General features: G+C 37.0%; 18 protein-coding genes. 14 read left to right on the top strand and 4 right to left on the bottom strand.

Going from position 1 to position 21,040, the window contains the following annotated elements; translation table 11 throughout:
- The first annotated feature begins 226 nt into the window (after positions 1–226).
- The 7 genes from H6F32_RS07300 to H6F32_RS07275 all read left to right on the top strand — a co-directional run bounded on the left by H6F32_RS07300 (position 227) and on the right by H6F32_RS07275 (position 5,513).
- Positions 227–1,642 (top strand): ammonium transporter, encoded by a 1,416-nt coding sequence (locus tag H6F32_RS07300; protein WP_395939583.1) that lies wholly within the window; start codon positions 227–229, stop codon positions 1,640–1,642.
- Positions 1,643–1,734: 92 nt separating this feature from the next.
- A complete protein-coding gene (locus tag H6F32_RS20885; protein WP_277875057.1) occupies positions 1,735–1,863 on the top strand; it encodes a hypothetical protein in 129 nt (42 codons plus the stop codon).
- A gap of 400 nt (positions 1,864–2,263) precedes the next feature.
- Positions 2,264–3,472: a 4-hydroxy-3-methylbut-2-enyl diphosphate reductase gene (locus H6F32_RS07295; protein ID WP_190368670.1), complete on the top strand. Its 1,209-nt coding sequence runs from the start codon at positions 2,264–2,266 to the stop codon at positions 3,470–3,472.
- An 81-nt stretch (positions 3,473–3,553) separates the two neighbouring features.
- On the top strand, positions 3,554–4,048 hold the full coding sequence (locus H6F32_RS07290; RefSeq protein WP_190368669.1) for a 2TM domain-containing protein: 495 nt from the start codon (positions 3,554–3,556) through the stop codon (positions 4,046–4,048).
- 167 nt (positions 4,049–4,215) lie between these two features.
- Positions 4,216–4,575 carry a TMEM165/GDT1 family protein gene (locus H6F32_RS07285; protein WP_190368668.1) on the top strand — a complete coding sequence of 120 codons (360 nt, stop codon included), beginning with the start codon at positions 4,216–4,218 and terminating at the stop codon, positions 4,573–4,575.
- 4 nt (positions 4,576–4,579) lie between these two features.
- Positions 4,580–4,861, top strand: a complete 282-nt coding sequence (locus tag H6F32_RS07280; protein WP_190368667.1) for a TMEM165/GDT1 family protein — start codon at positions 4,580–4,582, stop codon at positions 4,859–4,861.
- A 157-nt stretch (positions 4,862–5,018) separates the two neighbouring features.
- Entirely contained in the window at positions 5,019–5,513 is a 495-nt protein-coding gene (locus H6F32_RS07275; protein WP_190368666.1) for a hypothetical protein, read from the top strand.
- A 136-nt stretch (positions 5,514–5,649) separates the two neighbouring features.
- On the opposite strand, the gene H6F32_RS07270 is transcribed toward H6F32_RS07275, so the two are convergent.
- Positions 5,650–6,627 carry a PRC-barrel domain-containing protein gene (locus H6F32_RS07270; RefSeq protein WP_190368665.1) on the bottom strand — a complete coding sequence of 326 codons (978 nt, stop codon included), beginning with the start codon at positions 6,625–6,627 and terminating at the stop codon, positions 5,650–5,652.
- Between the two features lie 524 nt (positions 6,628–7,151).
- Positions 7,152–10,769, bottom strand: a complete 3,618-nt coding sequence (smc, locus tag H6F32_RS07265; protein WP_190368664.1) for a chromosome segregation protein SMC — start codon at positions 10,767–10,769, stop codon at positions 7,152–7,154.
- 524 nt (positions 10,770–11,293) lie between these two features.
- Between smc and secA the strand changes: the two genes are divergently transcribed.
- On the top strand, positions 11,294–14,083 hold the full coding sequence (gene secA, locus H6F32_RS07260; RefSeq protein ID WP_190368663.1) for a preprotein translocase subunit SecA: 2,790 nt from the start codon (positions 11,294–11,296) through the stop codon (positions 14,081–14,083).
- Positions 14,084–14,402: 319 nt separating this feature from the next.
- Here the strand turns inward: secA and H6F32_RS07255 are convergent, their stop codons facing one another.
- Positions 14,403–15,296, bottom strand: a complete 894-nt coding sequence (locus H6F32_RS07255; protein WP_190368662.1) for an alpha/beta fold hydrolase — start codon at positions 15,294–15,296, stop codon at positions 14,403–14,405.
- A gap of 128 nt (positions 15,297–15,424) precedes the next feature.
- On the opposite strand from H6F32_RS07255, the gene H6F32_RS07250 reads away from it, so the two are divergent.
- From H6F32_RS07250 to H6F32_RS07225, 6 genes are all read left to right on the top strand, one after another.
- A complete protein-coding gene (locus H6F32_RS07250; RefSeq protein ID WP_190368661.1) occupies positions 15,425–15,736 on the top strand; it encodes a carbon dioxide-concentrating mechanism protein CcmK in 312 nt (103 codons plus the stop codon).
- A 121-nt stretch (positions 15,737–15,857) separates the two neighbouring features.
- Positions 15,858–16,208 carry a carbon dioxide-concentrating mechanism protein CcmK gene (locus H6F32_RS07245; protein ID WP_190368660.1) on the top strand — a complete coding sequence of 117 codons (351 nt, stop codon included), beginning with the start codon at positions 15,858–15,860 and terminating at the stop codon, positions 16,206–16,208.
- Positions 16,209–17,144: 936 nt separating this feature from the next.
- The gene (locus H6F32_RS07240; protein WP_190368659.1) at positions 17,145–18,332 is read left to right on the top strand and encodes a HetZ-related protein 2; all 1,188 of its coding nucleotides are present in this window, start codon (positions 17,145–17,147) and stop codon (positions 18,330–18,332) included.
- 664 nt (positions 18,333–18,996) lie between these two features.
- On the top strand, positions 18,997–19,647 hold the full coding sequence (upp, locus tag H6F32_RS07235; protein ID WP_190368658.1) for a uracil phosphoribosyltransferase: 651 nt from the start codon (positions 18,997–18,999) through the stop codon (positions 19,645–19,647).
- 122 nt (positions 19,648–19,769) lie between these two features.
- Positions 19,770–20,099: a hypothetical protein gene (locus H6F32_RS07230; RefSeq protein ID WP_190368657.1), complete on the top strand. Its 330-nt coding sequence runs from the start codon at positions 19,770–19,772 to the stop codon at positions 20,097–20,099.
- Positions 20,100–20,191: 92 nt separating this feature from the next.
- Positions 20,192–20,467, top strand: a complete 276-nt coding sequence (locus H6F32_RS07225; protein ID WP_190368656.1) for a YggT family protein — start codon at positions 20,192–20,194, stop codon at positions 20,465–20,467.
- 79 nt (positions 20,468–20,546) lie between these two features.
- On the opposite strand, the gene H6F32_RS07220 is transcribed toward H6F32_RS07225, so the two are convergent.
- Entirely contained in the window at positions 20,547–20,990 is a 444-nt protein-coding gene (locus H6F32_RS07220) for a biotin carboxylase (protein ID WP_190368655.1), read from the bottom strand.
- Between the last annotated feature and the right edge of the window lie 50 nt (positions 20,991–21,040).

Genomic DNA, 21,040 nt, shown 5'->3' with positions numbered 1-21,040 from the left:
GAGAATTCGGGGATCTGAAACCCTCAAGGTTTACAAATCAAATATGATTGCTATCTCATAATCAAACAATATCTGATAGAAAAATTTCCCAAACAAAGGTATTGTTGTGAACGTTACTGCCAAATAATTCAACTTGAGTAACTTTCAGTACAGAAAAAATCATCAAGATTACCAACTGTATTCAATGAAGACCGAGTAAACTTAGTTATAGGAATTCACAACCGTGATCAAACAAATAGCGATAATTGGGTTATTAACCCTATTTTTACTATGTGGTACAATTACTGGTAATGCTTTAGCCGAAACCACAACAGCACCTCCAGCACCAGATACAGGAGATATAGCATTTATGCTAATATCTTCAGCACTAGTGTTATTAATGACACCAGGATTAGCGTTTTTCTATGGTGGTTTTGTCAGATCCAGAAATATCCTTAACACTTTGATGATGAGTTTTGTGTTAATGGCTATTGTGGGAGTAACTTGGATATTATGGGGTTACAGTCTGTCTTTTGCGCCAGGAAACCCGATTATTGGTGGCATACAATGGTTATTTGGTAATGTGGGGGTAGAAACTCAAGGCTATTTACCTCCTATGGACTATGAAACAGCTTTAAAAGCTGCGGATCCTAAATACGCTGAACTCACTTCCTATGCTGGCACAATACCTCATCAAGCATACATGATTTATCAAGCCATGTTTGCTATTATTACTCCAGCGTTAATTTCTGGCGCTATTGCCGAAAGAATGAGTTTTCGCGCTTATTGTCTGTTTGTGCTGCTGTGGTCAACTTTTATTTACACACCTTTAGCACACATGGTATGGGCTAAGGGCGGATTTTTGGGATTATATGGTGGTTTAGGCGCGTTAGATTTTGCCGGTGGTACAGTAGTACATATTAGTTCTGGGATATCTGCTTTGGTAGCAGCGATCGTTCTTGGACCTCGTAAAAACCATCCAGATCGTCTTAGTCCTCCCCATAATGTCCCTTTTATCCTTTTAGGTGCTGGTTTATTATGGTTTGGTTGGTTTGGTTTTAATGCTGGTAGTGCCTTAGCTGCTAATACAGTGGCTACAATAGCTTTCGTAAATACTAATACATCCGCAGCCGCAGGGGCATTAATGTGGTTAATTTTAGAAGCCAGCTTACGGAGTAAACCCACAGCCGTAGGTGCTGCTACGGGGGCAGTGGCAGGTCTAGTAGGTATTACCCCCGCAGCAGGTTTTGTAACACCATTGTCGGCAATTTTGATAGGCCTTATTACATCCTTTGTTTGTTTTTATGCGGTAAGTTTGAAACATAAACTACAAGTGGATGACGCTTTAGATACTTACCCTGTTCATGGAGTAGGAGGTACACTGGGAGCGGTGTTAACTGCTATCTTTGCTGACTTAACAGTGAACTCTGGGGGTAAAAATGGTGTATTAAAGGGCAATTTTAGCGAGTTATTTGTAGAATTAGCAGCGATCGCCATAGCTTATGTTATCGCTGGTGCAGGTACTTGGATAATTCTCAAAGTCATTGACAAAACCATTGGTCTAAGAGTACAAGATCAAGCAGAAGATCAAGGTTTAGATATCAGTGAACATGGAGAAGAGGGTTATAATTCAGAATTTGGCGATCGCATTAACCTATCCTAATAGTTTATGGTTAATGGACAATAGGGAATAGGGAATAGGGAATAGGGAATAGGGAATAGGGAATAGGTAACATACCCAGACAAAGATTAATCATGCAATCAATTTTACTGCATGGTGTAGAACAAGTAACCTGGGAAGGGTTAATTAAGCTAATGTGCAGCACTCACTGTATAATTAAAAAACCTGAAGTTACAGTAGCACAAGCATCTTGCTTGTATTAATTATTCAAGTTAAAAGCACAACAGCTTAACAGTAACTGAAAAGCTAACAATTACTTACAATTACCTACTTATTGAATTGGTGTATGATAGACTGATGTGCAGCACTCACTGTATAACTAAAAAACCTAAAATTACTGTAGTGCAAGCATCTTGCTTGCATCTATTATCCAAATTAAAAGCACAAAAGCTTATTTATTTTGCGCATTAGCGAACCAAAGCACTCGCGTTAGACGCAAAGTTTCAAATTTTGAGTTTTTCAATTTCATACCTGAGTTCAGCAACACCGAATTAGGAATAAATAACTCGATATTATGCATTATTTATTGTCAATTGTCAATTAATTAAAATATCTGCGAAAATAGAATAGTAATTTTAGTAATTTTGAGTGGGCAAATTTCAGATGGATACAAAAGCTTTTAAACGTAGTCTTCAACATTCAGCCAATTATAATCGCAAGGGCTTTGGTCATCAAGCGGAAGTTGCCACACAATTGCAGTCTGAATATCAGAGTAACTTAATTCAGGAAATCCGCGATCGCAATTATACTCTAACTAGAGGCGATGTTACTATCCGATTAGCCCAAGCTTTCGGTTTTTGTTGGGGGGTAGAACGTGCAGTAGCAATGGCCTACGAAACCCGACAACATTTTCCTACACAAAACATTTGGATCACCAATGAAATTATTCACAACCCATCAGTGAATAAAAGAATGCAGGAAATGGGAGTGGAATTTATTCCTGTCATGGACAATAAAAAAGACTTTTCTGTAGTTAATCAAAGTGACGTAGTTATTTTACCAGCCTTCGGTGCAAGCGTTGAAGAAATGCAAATTCTTAACGATAAAGGCTGTCAAATAGTAGATACTACTTGTCCTTGGGTATCGAAAGTATGGAACACGGTAGAAAAGCACAAAAAAGGTGATTATACTTCCATAATTCATGGAAAATACAAACATGAAGAAACTGTAGCTACAAGTTCATTTGCAGGTAAATATTTGATTGTGTTGAACTTAAAAGAAGCGGAATATGTGACTAATTACATTCTTAATGGTGGCAACCGGGAAGAATTTTTAGCAAAATTTTCTAAAGCCTGTTCATCAGGTTTTGATCCAGATCGAGACTTAGAAAGAGTTGGTATTGCTAACCAAACTACCATGTTAAAAGGAGAGACAGAACAAATAGGTAAACTCCTAGAAAAAACCATGATGCAGAAATATGGAACTCTGGAATTAAATCAACATTTTAAAAGTTTTAATACCATCTGTGATGCTACTCAAGAAAGACAAGATGCTATGTTAGAATTAGTAGAAGAAAACCTTGACTTAATGGTAGTAATTGGTGGGTTTAATTCGTCCAATACAACACAGTTACAACAAATAGTCTTTGATCGAGGAATACCTTCCTATCATATTGACAGTGTGGAGAGAATAGCATCAATAGATAAAATTGAACACAGAAAATTAACAGGAGAATTAGTAATTACTGAAAATTGGCTACCTTCAGGAAAAATAAAAGTAGGCATTACATCGGGAGCTTCCACACCTGATAAAGTAGTAGAAGATGTCATTGAGAAAATTTTTGCATTGCAAGCAACACCAGCATTAGTTTAATTATTGTCAACAATAAGATCCCGGACTTTTTAAAAAAGTCCGGGATCTAGATCGTTAAGTTATTACAAATTAATTAAGATTATGAGTTCTTTTAATTCTGATAATTTACGTTCCTATAGTCAAGAAGATGTACAGCAAATTCTAAAATTAGCGATCGCCCGTCAAGCAAATGAAAATAACCAGGAATTTTCCTATCAACAAATTTTAGAAATTGCCAGTGAATTACAAATATCACCAGATGCTATTAAACAAGCGGAAACAGACTGGTTGACTCAACAAACCCAAGTAGAACAACGAAAAGCTTTTGATGTTTATCGTCAAAATAAATTTAAAAAACGTTTGGGTAATTATGTCATTATCAATAGTTTCTTATTAATAGCTGACTTTATAGGAGGTTATAATCTTTCTTGGTCAATTTATATTTTACTATTCTCTGCTTTTGTACTGACTATTGATGGGTGGAATAGTTTTATCAATAAAGGAGAAGACTATGAAATGGCTTTTCAAAGATGGCATCGTCAACATCAAATTAAACAAACCATGAACACATTTATTAGTAGATGGTTTAAAATATGATCATCATAGAAGATCCCCGGCTTCTTCAAGATATCGGGGATCTTGTTTTCTGATAGCCTAAAAACACAACTAGATAGATATTGCCATTTGTCACAATATTTGAGAAAATGAAAGAAATATGAAAAATTAGCAATAGAAGTATAACTGTGAAACTAGAAACTCCCACTATGAACTCCCCTGATCACCCAGATACTGATGCACAATTGGAACAGGTAACAGAAAAAACCACTGATAAGAAACAAATGTCTGCATTTGCGGTTTTTAGCACTACCTTTATTACCATCTTCCTGGCGGAAATTGGTGATAAAACTCAACTGGCCACATTATTGATGAGTGCTGAGTCTCATTCACCTTGGTTAGTATTTATTGGGGCGGCAGCGGCATTAATTACTACTAGTTTACTGGGAGTATTACTAGGAAGTTGGATAGGGAGTAAACTCAGTCCCAAAACCGTAGAAAAGTCGTCAGGAGTCTTACTATTATTGATTTCTATGATGTTAGTGTTAGATGTCATCAAGGGTTATTAAGAATATGCAATGGAATCTTTTAGGACTAAGTTTTATTACTGTGTTTCTTTCGGAACTAGGTGATAAAAGCCAATTAGCAGCGATCGCCTTATCGGGACAAGGACAGTCTCGAAAAGCGGTATTTTTTGGCACAGCAGCAGCATTAGTATTAACTAGTTTTTTGGGTGCATTAGCAGGGGGAGCGGTATCAGAAATACTACCGACAAGAATTTTAAAAGCGATCGCTGCTTTAGGGTTTGCTATTTTAGGTATAAGACTACTATTACCAAGTCAAGAAGAGGAATAAAAGAGTAGGTAGTAGGGAGAAAATTGTTTATCCCTACTCCTCGATCTCCTAAAAACCAATTATTAATTTTCTTACCATTTTGTAAAGTTAATTGATATTTGTGGTCAAAGACACAGAATTTGTTAGAAACTGAAAATACCACAAAGCAATTATTCTTATGAATACTATTTCTAACAACTCTAGTAAACAGTCAACATGGCAAACTGCTATTATCTTGACTCTTGGTTTTTGGATCAGCGCTACAATGATACTAGATTGGGTAATAATGCCTAGTCTTTACTTTGCAGGAATGATGAGCACTGCTAGTTTTTCTAGTGCAGGATATGTGATATTTGGCAATATTAACCATTTAGAACTATTAGCGGCAGCCATAGTATTGACAGCAGTTTTAGCTATTAGTAAAATCAAATCCAATTGGCATTTTAGCACGATAATTTTAGCACTGTTATTATTAACAGTAGCCATCCTGGACACTTATTTATTAACACCAAAAATGTGTGCTATGGGTAGTAATTTTACTCTATATGGCGCTGGTGGTGTTCCTGAACAGATGGGGATATTGCATAGCACCTATTTTGTATTAGAAGCGTTAAAAGTATTAGTCAGTGGTTTTCTCTTAAATTGGGCGTGGAAACAACCAGTTTGTGAATAATTTAATTTGTTAACAATGCCAAAAAATTGCAAATTTAACCCCCCATACCATAGATATGAGGGGATTAATCAAAAATTTAACAGAAATTCACAAAACTCAACAAAACTCAACAAAACTCAACAAAACTCAACAAAACTTAATATCCACCTTCTTCCTCATATTCCACTTGTTTTTCCTTAACTTTCTGAGGAATATTCACAGGTTTGGGGACATCATCCCAAACATCACTATCAATATCATCATCATGATAGTCATCTGAGTAAGTTTTTTTAAAAGGTTTAGGTTGATATTTAGGTATTTCCTGATAACTTTCTCTAACCGTTGCATCACTCCAATTATCTTCTTCATCCTCATTTTCATATTGAAGAGCGCGAGCCTGCATCACCTGACGCTTAGGAGGTTCTTCCTCAATATAATCTTCTGTCCACTCTTCTTCCTGTACCACAGGTTGAGGAGTGCGGACTTTGGGTTTAGGAGGTTCTAGAGGTACTCCACTAGGAAGTTGGTTACTAGGTGCTATGGTACGTGGTGCGGAGTAACCATATTCCTCCTCTCCGTCTCGTTCCCAGGGTGCTTTACCAATTCCTAAGCGTTCTAAAACACCTACTGTTAATTGATTAACTCTTTCTTCCGCGCCTTCAAATACTATTAAACGACTAGGTCCGGTACTAACCACTTCATCTATAGAAATTTCATAAGTGCTTAAAAACTGGTCAGGTATTTGGGGTATTCCCAAGGACGCAATAACTATAGATTGTAGTTTACCAGTTTCCCCATTGAATTTAAAGCCTCTGACTTTACCTAGCACTTCCCCAGTTTCCGTGATGACTTCCCAGTTCATCAGGTTGCTGAGGGTATCTATATCCACATCTTCAATGGCATCTTCATTATCTACTAATATTACATCACCAATTTGATTGATGGTGCTAAGGTACATATAACGCGGAAGACTAGATATAGAAAGGAGACTGTCTCGTAAGGCCAAAGCCACAACTTCTCTTTGATCTATATCAACCCATATTTGACTAACGATACCTAATCGCTTACCGTTGTCACGGGTAATTACTTGGGTGTTTAATATATCGGAACGTCTAACTATTTGTTCGGAGGTCATTATATACGGAGTCCTGATCTCGAATCCGGTTTGTCTATACACTATTGTTAACAGAAAATCAAGAATTTGGTCATCAATTGTTGACACTTACTAATTCGTAATTTCCACACCCGTATATGAAGATGCGGATTTTGTCAATAGTTTACTGTCAATTTTTTTGAACAATTCCTGATTTTTTAAATTTTAACCTAATTTGTGAAATTTGATGAAGGGAGGTAAAAATCAATTTTTTAAGCGATCGCATTAAGTATTCATAGTTCATGTCACTGTCCAATCTAACCCTTACATCTGGCTAGACTCAACGACTTTTGGATGCGGATCAATTGGTTTGATAAGAGTTCTTAATTTAAGTTGTACTTTTGAAGGATCAATAGCACGCGGAAATAACTTTGAAGTTTTCACTGGCTGCTCAAGATGCAAAACAACACGCAACTGTTGCGCTCTCAAAACTTCCGTAGCAAAATGACTTTCTGAGGTATTCGATGCGTGAATCCTGGTAGGTAACATAGCTCTTACCTATCAATCTATTTGTGTTCTAACTGAATACCTAAAACCTGTGTATATGCTCCCCTAGCCTGTGTCACCCCAATAGTACGCTGTGCAGATTCTATCATCGGACGACGCAAACTCACCACAATAAACTGAGCTTGTTCAGCTTGTTGTTTAATCATTCTGGCCAATCTTTCCACATTTGCACCATCCAAAAACATATCCACTTCATCAAAAGCATAAAACGGGGAAGGACGATAACGTTGTAGAGAGAAAATAAAACTTAATGCAGTTAAGGATTTTTCTCCCCCAGACATAGAAGCAAGACGTTGTACAGGTTTTCCTTTGGGGTGTGCGACTAGGTTTAAGCCACTATTAAAAGGATCTTCAGGATTTTCTAGTTGTAAATAACCATCACCATCTGATAGAGTAGCGAAGATACTTTGAAAGTTCTCATTCACAGCATCAAAGGCTTCCTTGAATGCGGTTTGACGTAAAGTGGTGAAATTTTCTATTCTTAATAATAATTCAGTTCTTTCTGCTTCTATAGTTGCTAACTTCTCCTGAAGTTCCTGTAAACGACTTTCGACTTTTTCAAAATCAGTGAGTGCTAACATATTCACAGGTTCCATTGCTTGTAATTTCCGAGTGAGACTTTTTAACTCCTTTTGCAATTCTTCCAAGTTAATTTGTGCAGGTACTTCTGGTAAAGGGTTGGGTAAGTCTACAGCTAAAGTTTGTATTTGAGTTTGTAATGTTGTCAAGTCTTCCCGACGTTGTAACTGGGTTTGTTGCAGTTTCTCAATTTCCCATTGTAATTGTTGTTGACGTAAATTGAGCGATCGCAATTCCATTTCCATAGCATCACGTTTTTTCTTCTCTTCCCCTAAATTCTGTTCAATTTCCTTAATTCTGGTTTGAGTGACGGTAATTTGACTACTAATTTCTGTAATTTGACTATTAACTGTAATTTGCTGCTGATGTAAATTTGCTTCTTCTGTTTCATATTCAATAACTCGCTTTTGTGATTCTAGCAATTTTTCCTGTAAACGCTGTTGCTGATTTTCTAAATTTTGTAATCTTTGTTCTGTCTCTCTCACGAGAGTTTCCTGAGTTTGTAATTCTTGTTCTTGAACTTTAATAGTAGCTTGAACTTCTTGCCATTCATTGGAAGTTTGAGAAGATTCTAATTCTGTCAATGTCAATCTTAATTGTTGTAATTCCTGTTCCTTAATAGGTAATTCCTGATCTAAAATTTGTAAACGAGTTTCTGCTTGAGTGCTTTTTTCCCGGTTTTGTGATAATTGGTTTCTTGTATTATGTAATTGTGTAATTAAACCAGCCACATCTTTTTTTAATTGTTCTAGTTGTAATTGTTGTTCTCGCTTTCCTTGACGCGCTTCCGTTAATTCTAAACCTAGTTGCTTACTACGACTAGATAAATTATTAATAGCTTCAAGACAACGATCCAATATTCTATCAATATCTGCTAATCTACTTTTTAAACTGCTAATTTCTGTGGATTCTGTAGCTTCACCTGTACCAAATCTTAACGCCGAACGTTGAGTATTACTACCCCCAGTCATTGCGCCACTGGTTTCTAACAGTTCTCCATCTAAAGTGACGATACGGTATAATCCTAACTGCTTGCGAGCTTGAGCTAAACTTGCAAAAACTACCGTATTTCCAAAAACATAACTAAATACATCTTTATAGCGGCGATCGCATTCTACTAAATTCACGGCATAATTGACAAAACCATCAGCTAATCTTAAAGTAGCATCTTGAGTAAACTTAGGTGCATGAATTTTATTTAAGGGTAAAAAAGTTGCTCTTCCTGCCTTTTTTTGTTTTAATACTTCAATACCAGCCGATGCTACACTATCATCTTCCACCACAATATGACCTAATCTTGCACCTGCGGCAATTTCTAAGGCTAAATGATAACGTGGTTCAACCTTACCTAAATTTACCACTAAACCACATAAACCAGGTAATCCCGATTGTAGAATAACTTTACTAGCTTGTGTTCCTTGAATTTCCTGTTGTGCTTGAGTTTGTGCTTCTAGTTTATCGAGTTGACGTTGTTTATCACGTTGTTCTTGCAAAAGACGTTTTTGGGTATCTTGTTGAATTTGTAATTCTTGCTCTGTAGCTGCTAAATTGTCTGCTAAATTTTGAATAGGTTTATTAGATTCGTTAAAAGCAGATTCTAATTTTGTTAATTCCTGTTGTTTTTCTATTAACTGTGGTTCTAATTCCGCAATTAATTGATTTTGTTCAGCGATAAGTTGTTGTAATTGAGTATTTCTTTCTCTCAGTTGTGCTTGTTCTGTGCGTTGTGGTTCAACAACTTGTAATAAAGATTCAATTTTTCGACTTAATGAACTCTGTTGTTGTACTAAAGCATCCGAATTAGCAGCGATTTCTGTAGCGACTTGACGGGATTTCTCTAAATCTTGTCGTGCTTGATTTCTTTGTTGTTGGAAATTAGCAAGTTGAGAGTTTTCTAAGGTTTGTGCTTGGGTATTTGTGGATAGCGAAGTTTGATATGTGTGAATATCTTCCTGAATTTGTGATAGACGTTTAGCTGTTTCCTGAAGATGAGTGTCTATTTCTGTTTTTTGACGTTGTAATTGTTTATGTTCTGCATCTTCTACAGCTAGACGAGACTGTACAGCTAACAATTCATCTTCTCCTAAAGATTTGACACGGGAGTTAAGTTGATCAAGATTAATATTTGTCTGTTCAATATTTTGATTAACTGTAGTTAATTCCGTGGCAAAATTAGCAAACGCAACATCTCCACTTTGAATATCCGCAGTGAGTTTTTCTTGTTGATGTTGCAGCGATCGCCATGATAACAGAACTTCCCAGGTTTGCTTTGCTTGAAATTCCTGACGTAACTGACGATATTTTTCTGCTTTAAGTTTTTCTTGATAAAGGCGATCGCGTTGTATAGTTAGCTCACCCTCAACAATGCGACAACTATCTTCCTTCTCCTTAACTTCTGTCAAAGTATCCTTAGCCTGATTGATTTTACGATCGAAAGCGGCCACACCTGCCAACTCATCAATAATTTCTCGACGTTCCTTCGCATTCATAGAGATGATACTCGTCACATCTCCTTGCAATACCACATTATAACCTTCTGGATAAACGCGAAGATTTTCCAACTGTTCATGCAATTCTGATAACGTACAAGAAACACCATTAATATAATAGTTAGAAGTATAACTACCCTGGGAATTAACCCGCAACCTCCGAGTTACACTCCATTCAGACGAACTTGGTTTAATGTTATTTCTCTCCTCCTCAACCTTGTCAATTTCCACCACATCGTGACTCTGTGGCTTTGCGTCTCTGCGTGAGATAAAATCCTCATCCGATAAATCAAAAGTTACCGTCACACTAGCTTCAATAGCAGCGCGGGGTTTAGCGGTTTGATTATTATTAACTAAATCTGGCAATCTTTCTGCCCGCATTCCCTTGGAACTAGACAGTCCCAGACAAAATAATAAAGCATCGAGTATGTTTGATTTTCCAGAACCGTTAGGTCCAGATATGACCGTACAACCCGGTAGTAAAGGGACAGCAGTTGTACCACCGAAGGATTTAAAGTTAGTCAGTTCAACGCGCTTAATATGCACCATTATGCGTTGTGAGGCTCTCTGTTAATGATAGTATATCTGTAAGTGAACTAGTTTACCAATTTTTGCTGATTTTGCAAGTAGTAGGGCTAGGATTTTTTGTAGGTTGATGATGTTAATAATCAAAAATTTTGGTATATATGGGCGCACACTTTCCCACCTATAACATTAGTATAGAACAAGGTTGAGATTTTGTCAAGGGCAGGAAACAGTTATAGGTTATAGTGGGAAAAGGAAATGTAATCAAGATATAAGTTCAAAGCAATTAAGACTGAGGAAAAATATCTCTCAAACCGTCTTTTATTTGTTTCCTTAGTGTCTTCTACGTGGTTTATTTGTGAGTAACTTGTGCTTAAGTCCTACCAGTAATCAATGATGATTGGTAAGGATTTTATACTGAGTTAATGGTGATTTTCTAGCCTGCTACAGTAGAAAATGACTAAGTTGCCTTAAGTGTCTATAATTATATAGCTATTAGCTAAACCTTTAATTTCCATTCCTGATTGATTTTAGTTGTATAAACTGCCATGCTAAAACTATTGTTGGGCGATCCCAACGCTCGTAAACTGAAAAAATACCAACCTTACATTACAGAAATTAATCTGTTAGAGGAAGAAATTTCCGCGCTGTCGGATGAAGGGTTAAAAGGAAAAACCGTTGAGTTTAAACAGCGTTTAGGCAAAGGTGAAAGTCTGGATGATATTTTACCAGAAGCCTTTGCGGTAGTGAGAGAATCAGCCCGGCGTGTGTTAGGATTACGTCACTTTGATGTTCAACTTCAAGGTGGTATAATTCTCCACATTGGCCAAATTGCAGAAATGAAAACTGGTGAGGGTAAAACTTTAGTGGCGACTTTACCCAGTTATTTGAATGCTTTAACAGGTAAAGGTGTTCATGTAATTACTGTGAATGACTACCTAGCTCGTCGGGATGCGGAATGGATGGGACAGGTACATCGTTTCTTAGGTTTAAGCGTGGGTTTAATTCAAGGGACGATGACTGCGCCTGAACGCAAGAGGAACTATGATTGTGATATTACCTATGTGACGAATAGTGAAATAGGTTTTGACTATCTCAGGGATAATATGGCGACTTCTATGGCAGAAGTGGTACAACGTCCTTTTAATTATTGTGTAATTGATGAAGTAGATTCCATTTTAATTGATGAAGCGCGAACTCCGTTAATTATTTCTGGTCAAGTGGAAAGGCCAACGGAAAAATACTTGCAAGCGGCGGAAATTGCGTTGACTTTGAAAAAGGATGAACATTATGAAGTGATGGAAAAGGATCGTAATGTTTTGTTGACAGATGAGGGTTTTGCAGAAGCGGAGAATCTTTTAAATGTAACAGATTTATTTGATCCTGAAGATCCTTGGGCGCATTTTGTGTTTAATGCGATTAAGGCTAAGGAGTTATTCCTTAAAGATGTCAATTATATTGTCCGCAATGATGAAGTTGTGATTGTGGATGAGTTTACTGGACGGGTTTTACCAGGAAGAAGATGGAGCGATGGTTTACATCAAGCAATTGAAGCGAAAGAACGGGTAGAAATTCAACCGGAAACTCAAACTTTAGCAACTATAACTTATCAAAACTTGTTTTTATTGTACCCGAAATTGGGTGGAATGACAGGAACAGCGAAAACAGAGGAAGCAGAGTTAGAGAAAATTTATAAATTGGAAGTGACGGTTATTCCTACTAACCGGAAAACAAAAAGACAAGATTTGTCTGATATGGTGTTTAAAACTGAAGCGGGAAAATGGCGAGCGATCGCTAGAGAATGTGCAGAAATGCACGAAAATGGTAGACCTGTGTTAGTAGGGACAACCAGTGTCGAAAAATCGGAACTTTTAAGCCGATTATTGAATGAAATGGAAATTCCCCATGAATTACTTAATGCTCGGCCAGAAAACGTAGAACGGGAAGCGGAAATTATCGCTCAAGCTGGGCGCAGTGGTGCAGTAACTATTGCTACTAACATGGCCGGTAGAGGTACGGATATTATTTTGGGTGGTAATGCGGAGTATATGGCGCGTTTAAAACTGCGAGAATACTTTATGCCGCGTATTGTTAGCCCGGAGCATGAAGATAGTTTTGGAATACAAAGAGCTTCTGGCCTACCGATAGGAAATAGTAGTGGGCAAGGGTTTGTACCAGGTAAAAAATTGAAAACTTGGAAAGTGTCCTCAGAAATTTTCCCTACAGAGTTAACTAAAAAAACGGAAAAACTGTTAAAAGAAGCGGTAGAAGTAGCTGTCAAGGCCTATGGAGAGCGGAGTTTATCAGAATTAGATGCGGAGGAGAAAATTGCGGTAGCTGCGGAAAAAGCACCTACAGATGATGCTGTGATTGAACAATTACGGGAAGCATACAAATGCATCAAACAGGAGTACGAGGAATATACTAGCTTTGAACATGATGATGTAGTAAGTAGAGGAGGATTGCACGTTATTGGTACAGAGCGTCATGAGTCAAGGCGGATTGATAACCAGTTGCGTGGACGTGCGGGGAGACAAGGCGATCCTGGGACGACGAGATTTTTCCTCAGTTTAGAGGATAACTTGTTAAGGATCTTTGGGGGCGATCGCGTTGCAGGTTTAATGAATGCCTTCCAAGTGGAAGAGGATATGCCCATTGAGTCAGGGATGTTAACCCGTAGCTTAGAGGGTGCTCAGAAAAAGGTGGAGACTTTTTACTATGATACCCGTAAGCAGGTATTTGAGTATGATGAAGTGATGAATAATCAACGTCGAGCTATTTATGCAGAAAGACGGCGTGTATTAGAAGGAGAAGACCTGAAAGAGCAGGTGGTTAAGTACGCTGAAAGAACGATGGATGATATTGTGGATTATTATATTAATCCTGATTTACCCTCGGAAGAGTGGGAGTTAGAAAAGTTAGTAGGGAAGGTTAAAGAGTTTGTCTATTTATTAGAAGATTTGCAATCTAGCCAATTAGAAGATATGACAATGGCAGAGATTAAAGCATTTTTACACGAACAAGGGCGAATTGCGTATGATATTAAGGAAGCGGAAATTGATCAAATACAACCGGGTTTAATGCGGCAGGCAGAAAGGTTCTTTATTTTACAACGCATTGATACCTTATGGCGAGACCATTTACAACAGATGGATGCTTTACGAGATTCAGTTGGGTTACGTGGTTATGGACAGAAAGACCCTTTAATTGAGTATAAGAATGAGGGTTATGAGTTGTTTTTGGATATGATGATTAATATTCGTCGTGATGTAGTTTATTCGTTGTTTATGTTTAGACCGCAAACTCAAGCAAATGTGCAAAGTTCTGAGATGGTTTAAGAGAGTAATATGACGTACAATACGCAGAGGCGCGAGGGAAGCGTTTTCTGCGTTTTTTGTGGAATTAAGTCTTTATTATTAATTGAGTCAAGAACAATTTCCAGAAATGGGATCTTTAGATACAGAATTATAAGCTGATGTGCAGCTAAACAGTAAACTGTGTAACTAAAAAACCTAAAATTACTGTAGTGCAGGCATCTTCCTTGCATCTATTATCCAAATTAAAAGCACAACAGCTTATCCCATTAATTACAAAGCAGTTTTGAAGGAAAATTAAATAGTAAAATGTGGTAGAACAGGCAAGATGCCTGTTTTTCTATCATTGACAAAATTGTAAAATATGTGTAGCAGTAATTTCTGCTTGTTCTAAATGCGGAATATGTCCACAATCTTTAATCCAAATTAGTTTACTATTCAATATCAAACTATGAAATTTATTGGCATCCTTTGTACCTAAAATTTTATCATTATCACCCCATAAAATTAACGTCTGCTGCATAATTTGACTAAATTTTTGTTTCTTAAAAGCTGCATATCCACCACTTTTAGTAAATGCTATTAAAGCCTGTGTCCAATTAGTCATTCCTAGATGTAACTGTCCACAAAGTAAGGCATCTTCAGAAATTAAATTAGGATTTTTATAGGCTGTGCGACAAATGCGATCGCGCACTTTCTCATTCTTTAAAAACTCCGCCGCCCAATAGTCTAAAGGTGGAAAAATCAACTTACTCATAGGAGAATTACCCTTGACTCCTGCACTATCCATCAACACCAATTTTTCCACAATATCAGGATAAGAAATGGCAAAATCTATAGCCGCAGCACCACCCATAGAAGCGCCGACTAAAATTACAGGGCGATTAATTACAGTCTTCCAGAAATGATATAAATGAATTTTAATAGTCGCAGCACTATAACTTATTCCTAACAATCTTTCAGTAAAACCAAAACCTAATAAATCTACTGCCCAAACTGGATGATTTTCAGCCAATAAAGGCAATAAACGACGATATTCTAACACCGAACTATCAAAACCATGAATTAATAAAATCGGTGTATGACTATGAAATTTACCTTGACAGACATAACTAGTAGAAATTGGTTGACTAGATATAGGAGTAGCGATCGCCTGACTAACGATACTTTCAGCCAAAGCGATAGAACTCGGTTCAGTTAATTGCCCAACCGCAGCAGGAAGAAAACTTGGATACATAGTCACTAGTTTACAACAAAGTCTCACCACTACATCATCAAAAAATAAATTTTGGCAAATTTGAAAACTGTTACCAAAGACCCGTACAATAAAAATCACTCATCTTTCATACACAGGAGAATCAAGCTATGCCAATGGCCGTTGGTGCAATTGAAACTCTCAGTTTTCCCACAGTTTTAGCATCAGCAGACGCAATGGTGAAAGCCGCGGCTGTCACCCTTGTATATTATGGCATTGCCGAAAGTGGACGCTTAATAGTAGCCATCAGAGGACAAGTTTCCGAAGTCCAAACAGCCATGACTGCCGGGATCGCCGCCGGAGAACAAGTACCCGGAGGCCAAGTTGTTACCTATTACATCGTTCCTAACCCCCCAGAAAACGTGGAAGCCATCCTTCCCATCCACTTCACGGAAGAATCAGAACCTTTCCGTATTTTCTAAGTAAGTTCACTATGAAAAATTGAGATATAGCCATTGTCAGTATAACCTGTCACTTGCTATTTTCCTTGAGCCAATGAACTACTAGCAACATATAATTTTTATTGATATCAGGAGATAAAAAATGTCACTACAAGCCGTCGGATCATTAGAAACAAAAGGTTTTCCCGCCGTACTCGCAGCCGCCGACGCAATGGTAAAAGCAGGTAGAGTTACCCTCGTTGGTTATATCCGTGTGGGAAGTGCCCGCTTTACAGTCAATATTCGTGGTGACGTTTCCGAAGTTAAAACCGCTATGGCCGCTGGTGTTGAAGCCGCAGAAAAAGTTTATGGTGGTACTCTCGAATCTTGGGTTATTATCCCCCGTCCTCATGAAAACGTCGAAACTGTTTTACCTATTGGTTATACACCCCAAGTACAACAGTTCCGCGACTCTGTGGAAAACCCCATCATTAGATCCTCTAACCCACGTTAAATTTAACGGATTATAACCTACTTATGTAGGGATTTAGCACTATGCTATAACCCTACATCCCTTAACAAAAATTAACAAGTACTATTGATTGAAAACAAAAACGGCTGTATTCCTTACCTATTCCCTGTTACCGCCCTACGTTATTATGAGGTACAGATGTTAATGATAAAACCCTTGTAACAAAGGCATCTTGCTGTGTTCATAGTGTACCTTATGTAGATAGAATATGCTATATTTTCTACTACTACTTAACTGCACAAAACTAGAATGTGATTTTTCTGCTCCTCTCATTTCGTGAAAATTATTATCAGATCACTTGAATCACATCTAAAAAATAACTATAATTCAGTGATCTCTGTCACAGTGTAATTACTATCTCTTCAATAATAATATTTAATTACTGGATGCAAAAGGAGTAAAAAGTAGTAGTAGTTGATATTTAGTTGATACTTAAATTGATAAGTACCTGAGCAAAATTAATTTAAGATTTTTGGAACAAACAAAAATCTCTGTATTCCTTGTCTGTTCCCTGTCCTCTCTCCCAAATATAAAATTTATTTTGCACTACTACTTATTGATAAATAACCCAATTACTAAAATTACAAGAGAAATGATTTGTTTTATACCCAATCTCTAAGAAAAATTCACAAAATAAAACTCACGTAGTTATAAATTGAACAGCTAAACATTTCGTAACCAATCATAGTTAATTTTCTGGCTACAAAAAGTCTGTTTCACTGGAGAAAATTTTACTAACAAATGAAACATATTCAAGAAAAACAAAGTCTCAAAATATCAACAATGATATGTAATTATTCAGGTATCAAAAATCACAAATCAAAAATTTCCCCAATTAATTATTTAACCTGCATAAATTATGCTAATCAAACTCGATAGATAAATAAGAAAACATAGTAATTAACAAGCTAATTCTCAATGGTGGTCGTGATGAAAACTTTGCAAAAGAGTGTTGAGGAGTGTAAACTAGATATGATAGAAACCAGGGCAAGTATAGCTCAATATTGGCAAGAAAGACTGGAGATAGAATCTCCAGAACAACAAGGTCGCAATACCAGAGATAGTATTGTACTATGGTTATTAGGAGAAAATGTAGATCGTTTTGATTTACTAAATCCTAAAGAATTAGAAATTGCTAAACAAGCAATGGAATATCGGTGGCGAATTTTACAAAAACGTTATTTAGGTATTAGCCGAGAAAAAGCTTATAAACAATTAATTAATCGGTTAGCAAGTGTAGTAGCTATTAGAAATAAAGTTCAAGCCTGGATCGCCCTAAGCCGCGATCGCCAACGTACTGTAATTGAGGTATTGCAAGAAGTATTACAAGAATTGTTGCAAAATGACTCATATATACAGCAACAAATGTCTCATATTGCTAAATTAACCAATGATCAGCGATTAAGAGATACATTATTATTTGCCACCATTGAAGAATATAGTTTACGCCCAGTGAGAAATCAACCGATACTCATGTATCGTTTCGTCAACTATTTACGACGCACTCAAAGAGGAGGTTTAACTCAAGTACCTACGAGTGAATTAGTCAAACTAGTTTCTGAAGAAATATTAGGAGAAAATAACGAAACTACTGTAAGTTTAGTAGATAATCAGGCGATCGCTCAATATCACGAAAATCAAGATATTGAAGAACAACAACAAAGTCGTGAACAAGTAGTACAACAATTTCAAGAATACCTACTAGAAAACCAGGGAGAAACATCTGTACAGTGGTTAAAACTATATCTCCAAGGTAAAACCCAAGAAGAAATTGCCAAAACCCTCAACAAACCCGTCAAAGAAGTTTATCGTCTGCGGGAGAAAATTAGCTATCATGCGGTGCGCGTTTTTGCTATTAAAGGAAACTCTGAACTAGTAGATAATTGGTTATCAATTTCTTTAACAGAACACAACTTAGGATTAACACAACAAAAATGGCAACTACTATATGAAAAAATTACTCCACTAGGACAACAAATTCTCAACCTTCGTAAAGCTGGAAACTCCATAGAGTCCATAGCTCAAGAGCTAAACATGAAAACTCATCAAGTTCTATCTGAATGGACAAAAGTTTATCTTGTCGCTCAAGCATTAAGGGCAAAATAAGCTGATGTATAGCACTCACTATATAACCAAAAAACATGAAATTACATTTGTGCAAGTATCTTTCTTGCATCCATGACCCAAATTAAAAGCACAACAGCTTTATCCCATTACTGATCAATAAATAATTAAACAAAAAGTAAAGTTGGATGCTAAATACTGTTTTTGTAGGTTGAGTTAAGTAATAGGGAAACCTAACATAATTTATTTGTTAGGTTTCCTTGCGTCAACCCAACCTACGAAATCTTTATTATTATTGATGTATTCAATCAAACTTATTGATAAAATTTTTTATTAAAATAAAAAGAGGATCAGCCTGCTTTACTGGCTAATCCCGTCTGCCGATCCTTTAAGAGAGGAGAACACTGAAACCTAGTATAGCCTTGATTGAGAATATCTGTCAACTACTAATGAAAGTTTTTATCAATAATTTTCGTAAAAGCGAAGATTGAACAATTGCCGATAAAGATATTTTAGTAGTTTATAGCTAACTTTAATGCATTTAGTTTAAATAACAAAAGTATAGTCATGCATAGTTACATATTAATATCTTTGGCAGGAAAATATCATTAATTTTTGAATTTTTGTCGTCATCTGTGATGCACGATGTGAATGTGATATATGATAATCATTTGATATCAAAAAATCTAGCAGTCCGTTTGTGGTTATGACGCAAAAATTTCTGGTTTATGTACCTCCCCATCCTCTTATTAAACATTGGTTAGCGGTAGCGCGTGATGTGTCTACTCCTTGGGTATTGTTCCGCAGTGCTATCACGGAGTTAGGAAGATGGCTTACTTATGAAGCGGCTAGGGAGTGGTTGCCAACTCAAGAAATTGTAGTAAAAAGCCCTTTGGCTGATTGTGTTGGTACAATGATAGATGCTGAAGTACCTGTGGCAGTTGTACCAATTTTGCGGGCTGGTTTAGGACTGTTAGATGGAGCGCAGACGCTTTTGCCTTTGGCAAAGGTTTATCATTTAGGTTTAGTGCGAAATGAGGAAACTTTACAGGCTTCTTGTTATTTGAATAAGCTACCAGAAAAATTTGCACCAGAAACACGAGTTTTGATTACTGATCCCATGTTGGCCACCGGTGGATCTATAATGACTGCTATGGAAGAACTAACTCAAAGAGGTGTTGATCCAGCTTTAACACGCATTGTGTGTGTGGTTGCTGCTCCTCCAGCATTACAAAAATTGGCTGCTGCTTATCCTGGTTTGACGGTTTATGCTGCAACTATTGATGAGATTGTCAATGATCAAGGGTATATTGTACCAGGGTTAGGTGATGCTGGCGATCGCATTTTTGGCACATAGGAGTCACAAGAGTGCGAAGAAAGAAATTTACCCATGCTTCCGACTCCCGACTCCCAACTCCGCTAATACTCTAGGATTTGATTTAATACAACTATTGTAAATTGTTAAAAGGTGATAAAAATATGAGTCAGCAAGATGGTTTCCTTGGTGGTTTTTTGCTAGGAACATTGATTGGGGGTGTAGTTGGTGGTATTGTGGGTGCAGTAATGGCTAATAGGTTAGATAATCAATTAGACGAAGATGTAGAATTAACAGACATAGAGGGAAAAAGAAAAAAGAAACAGTTCAGAGCTACTCAGCAAGACACTGTAGAGATAGAATCTACTAAGCGATCACTAGAAGATAAAATTGCTCAACTGAATGCCACTATTGATGATGTCAGACGACAATTGAGTAATGTAAATGCTAACTCTTCTAGTCAGGTGAAAGAAAGTTCTTTTATAGAAGACTAAATTCCTGATATTTTCTCACATAGCATCATGGAAGCTAAGTTAAAATCAATCATGAACCTATACTTGACAAATTCACAGGAAATACAACCTCTATGAATTTACTGATCACAACTTTATCTACTTTTGTTGCTCTTTACAGCTACTTGCTAATTATTCGGGTTTTATTAACATGGTTTCCCACTATAAACTGGTATAATCAGCCATTTTCTGCTTTAAGTCAAATATGCGATCCTTACCTCAACCTATTTCGCTCTATTATTCCTGCTGTGGGTGGTATGGATTTTTCGCCTATACTTGCATTTATAGCATTGAATATTATTGGTGACGTTTTAAACGGTTTAGCCCGTGCCACTATGTTCGGCGTTTAAGTCAGAAGTCAGTGGGGGTTTAGCAGTGCTAAACCCAAAACTTCGCACCCTGCACCCTGCACCCCCGACTCCCGACTCCCTACCTCCGTACTACTCCAGTAAAACCTGCGGCTTTAAATTGCTTGAGTTGCAATGGTAACGGTTGGTTAGCAGGTACAGAAATTCTCAACTCAAAATTACTGATACCTGGAGGTACTTCTGCTATTGAACCTAAGCGAGTACGGTTTTGCAATACTGGATCATTATTAGCGTCATAAATTCTACCAAAAATGTCCGCATCATACACAGTTTTATAAGTATCGTTTTTGGCTTTTCCTGTGACAATAAAGCAATTTGCAGCAGATGAACCATTACTGGTAACTGCTCCTGTGGATAATTCTGTGGGACAATCTTTATAGGACACATCAAGAATTTTAATCTGTGTTAATGCTGTGGCTGGAGGACTCCAGAAAAATGATAGGTAGCTGATTATACTAGCTAAACACAAAAGTCTACCCAGCAATTTGATTGATTTTAGATGCATGAGTATTTACAAGTATTTAAAGAAGTTAAAAAAGGTTAATATTGATTACT

It is taken from the genome of Anabaena sp. FACHB-1237 (assembly GCF_014696225.1).
GTDB lineage: Bacteria > Cyanobacteriota > Cyanobacteriia > Cyanobacteriales > Nostocaceae > FACHB-1237.
The sequence above is the reverse complement of the archived record's forward strand: the minus strand, read 5'-3'. Positions and strand labels throughout refer to the sequence as shown.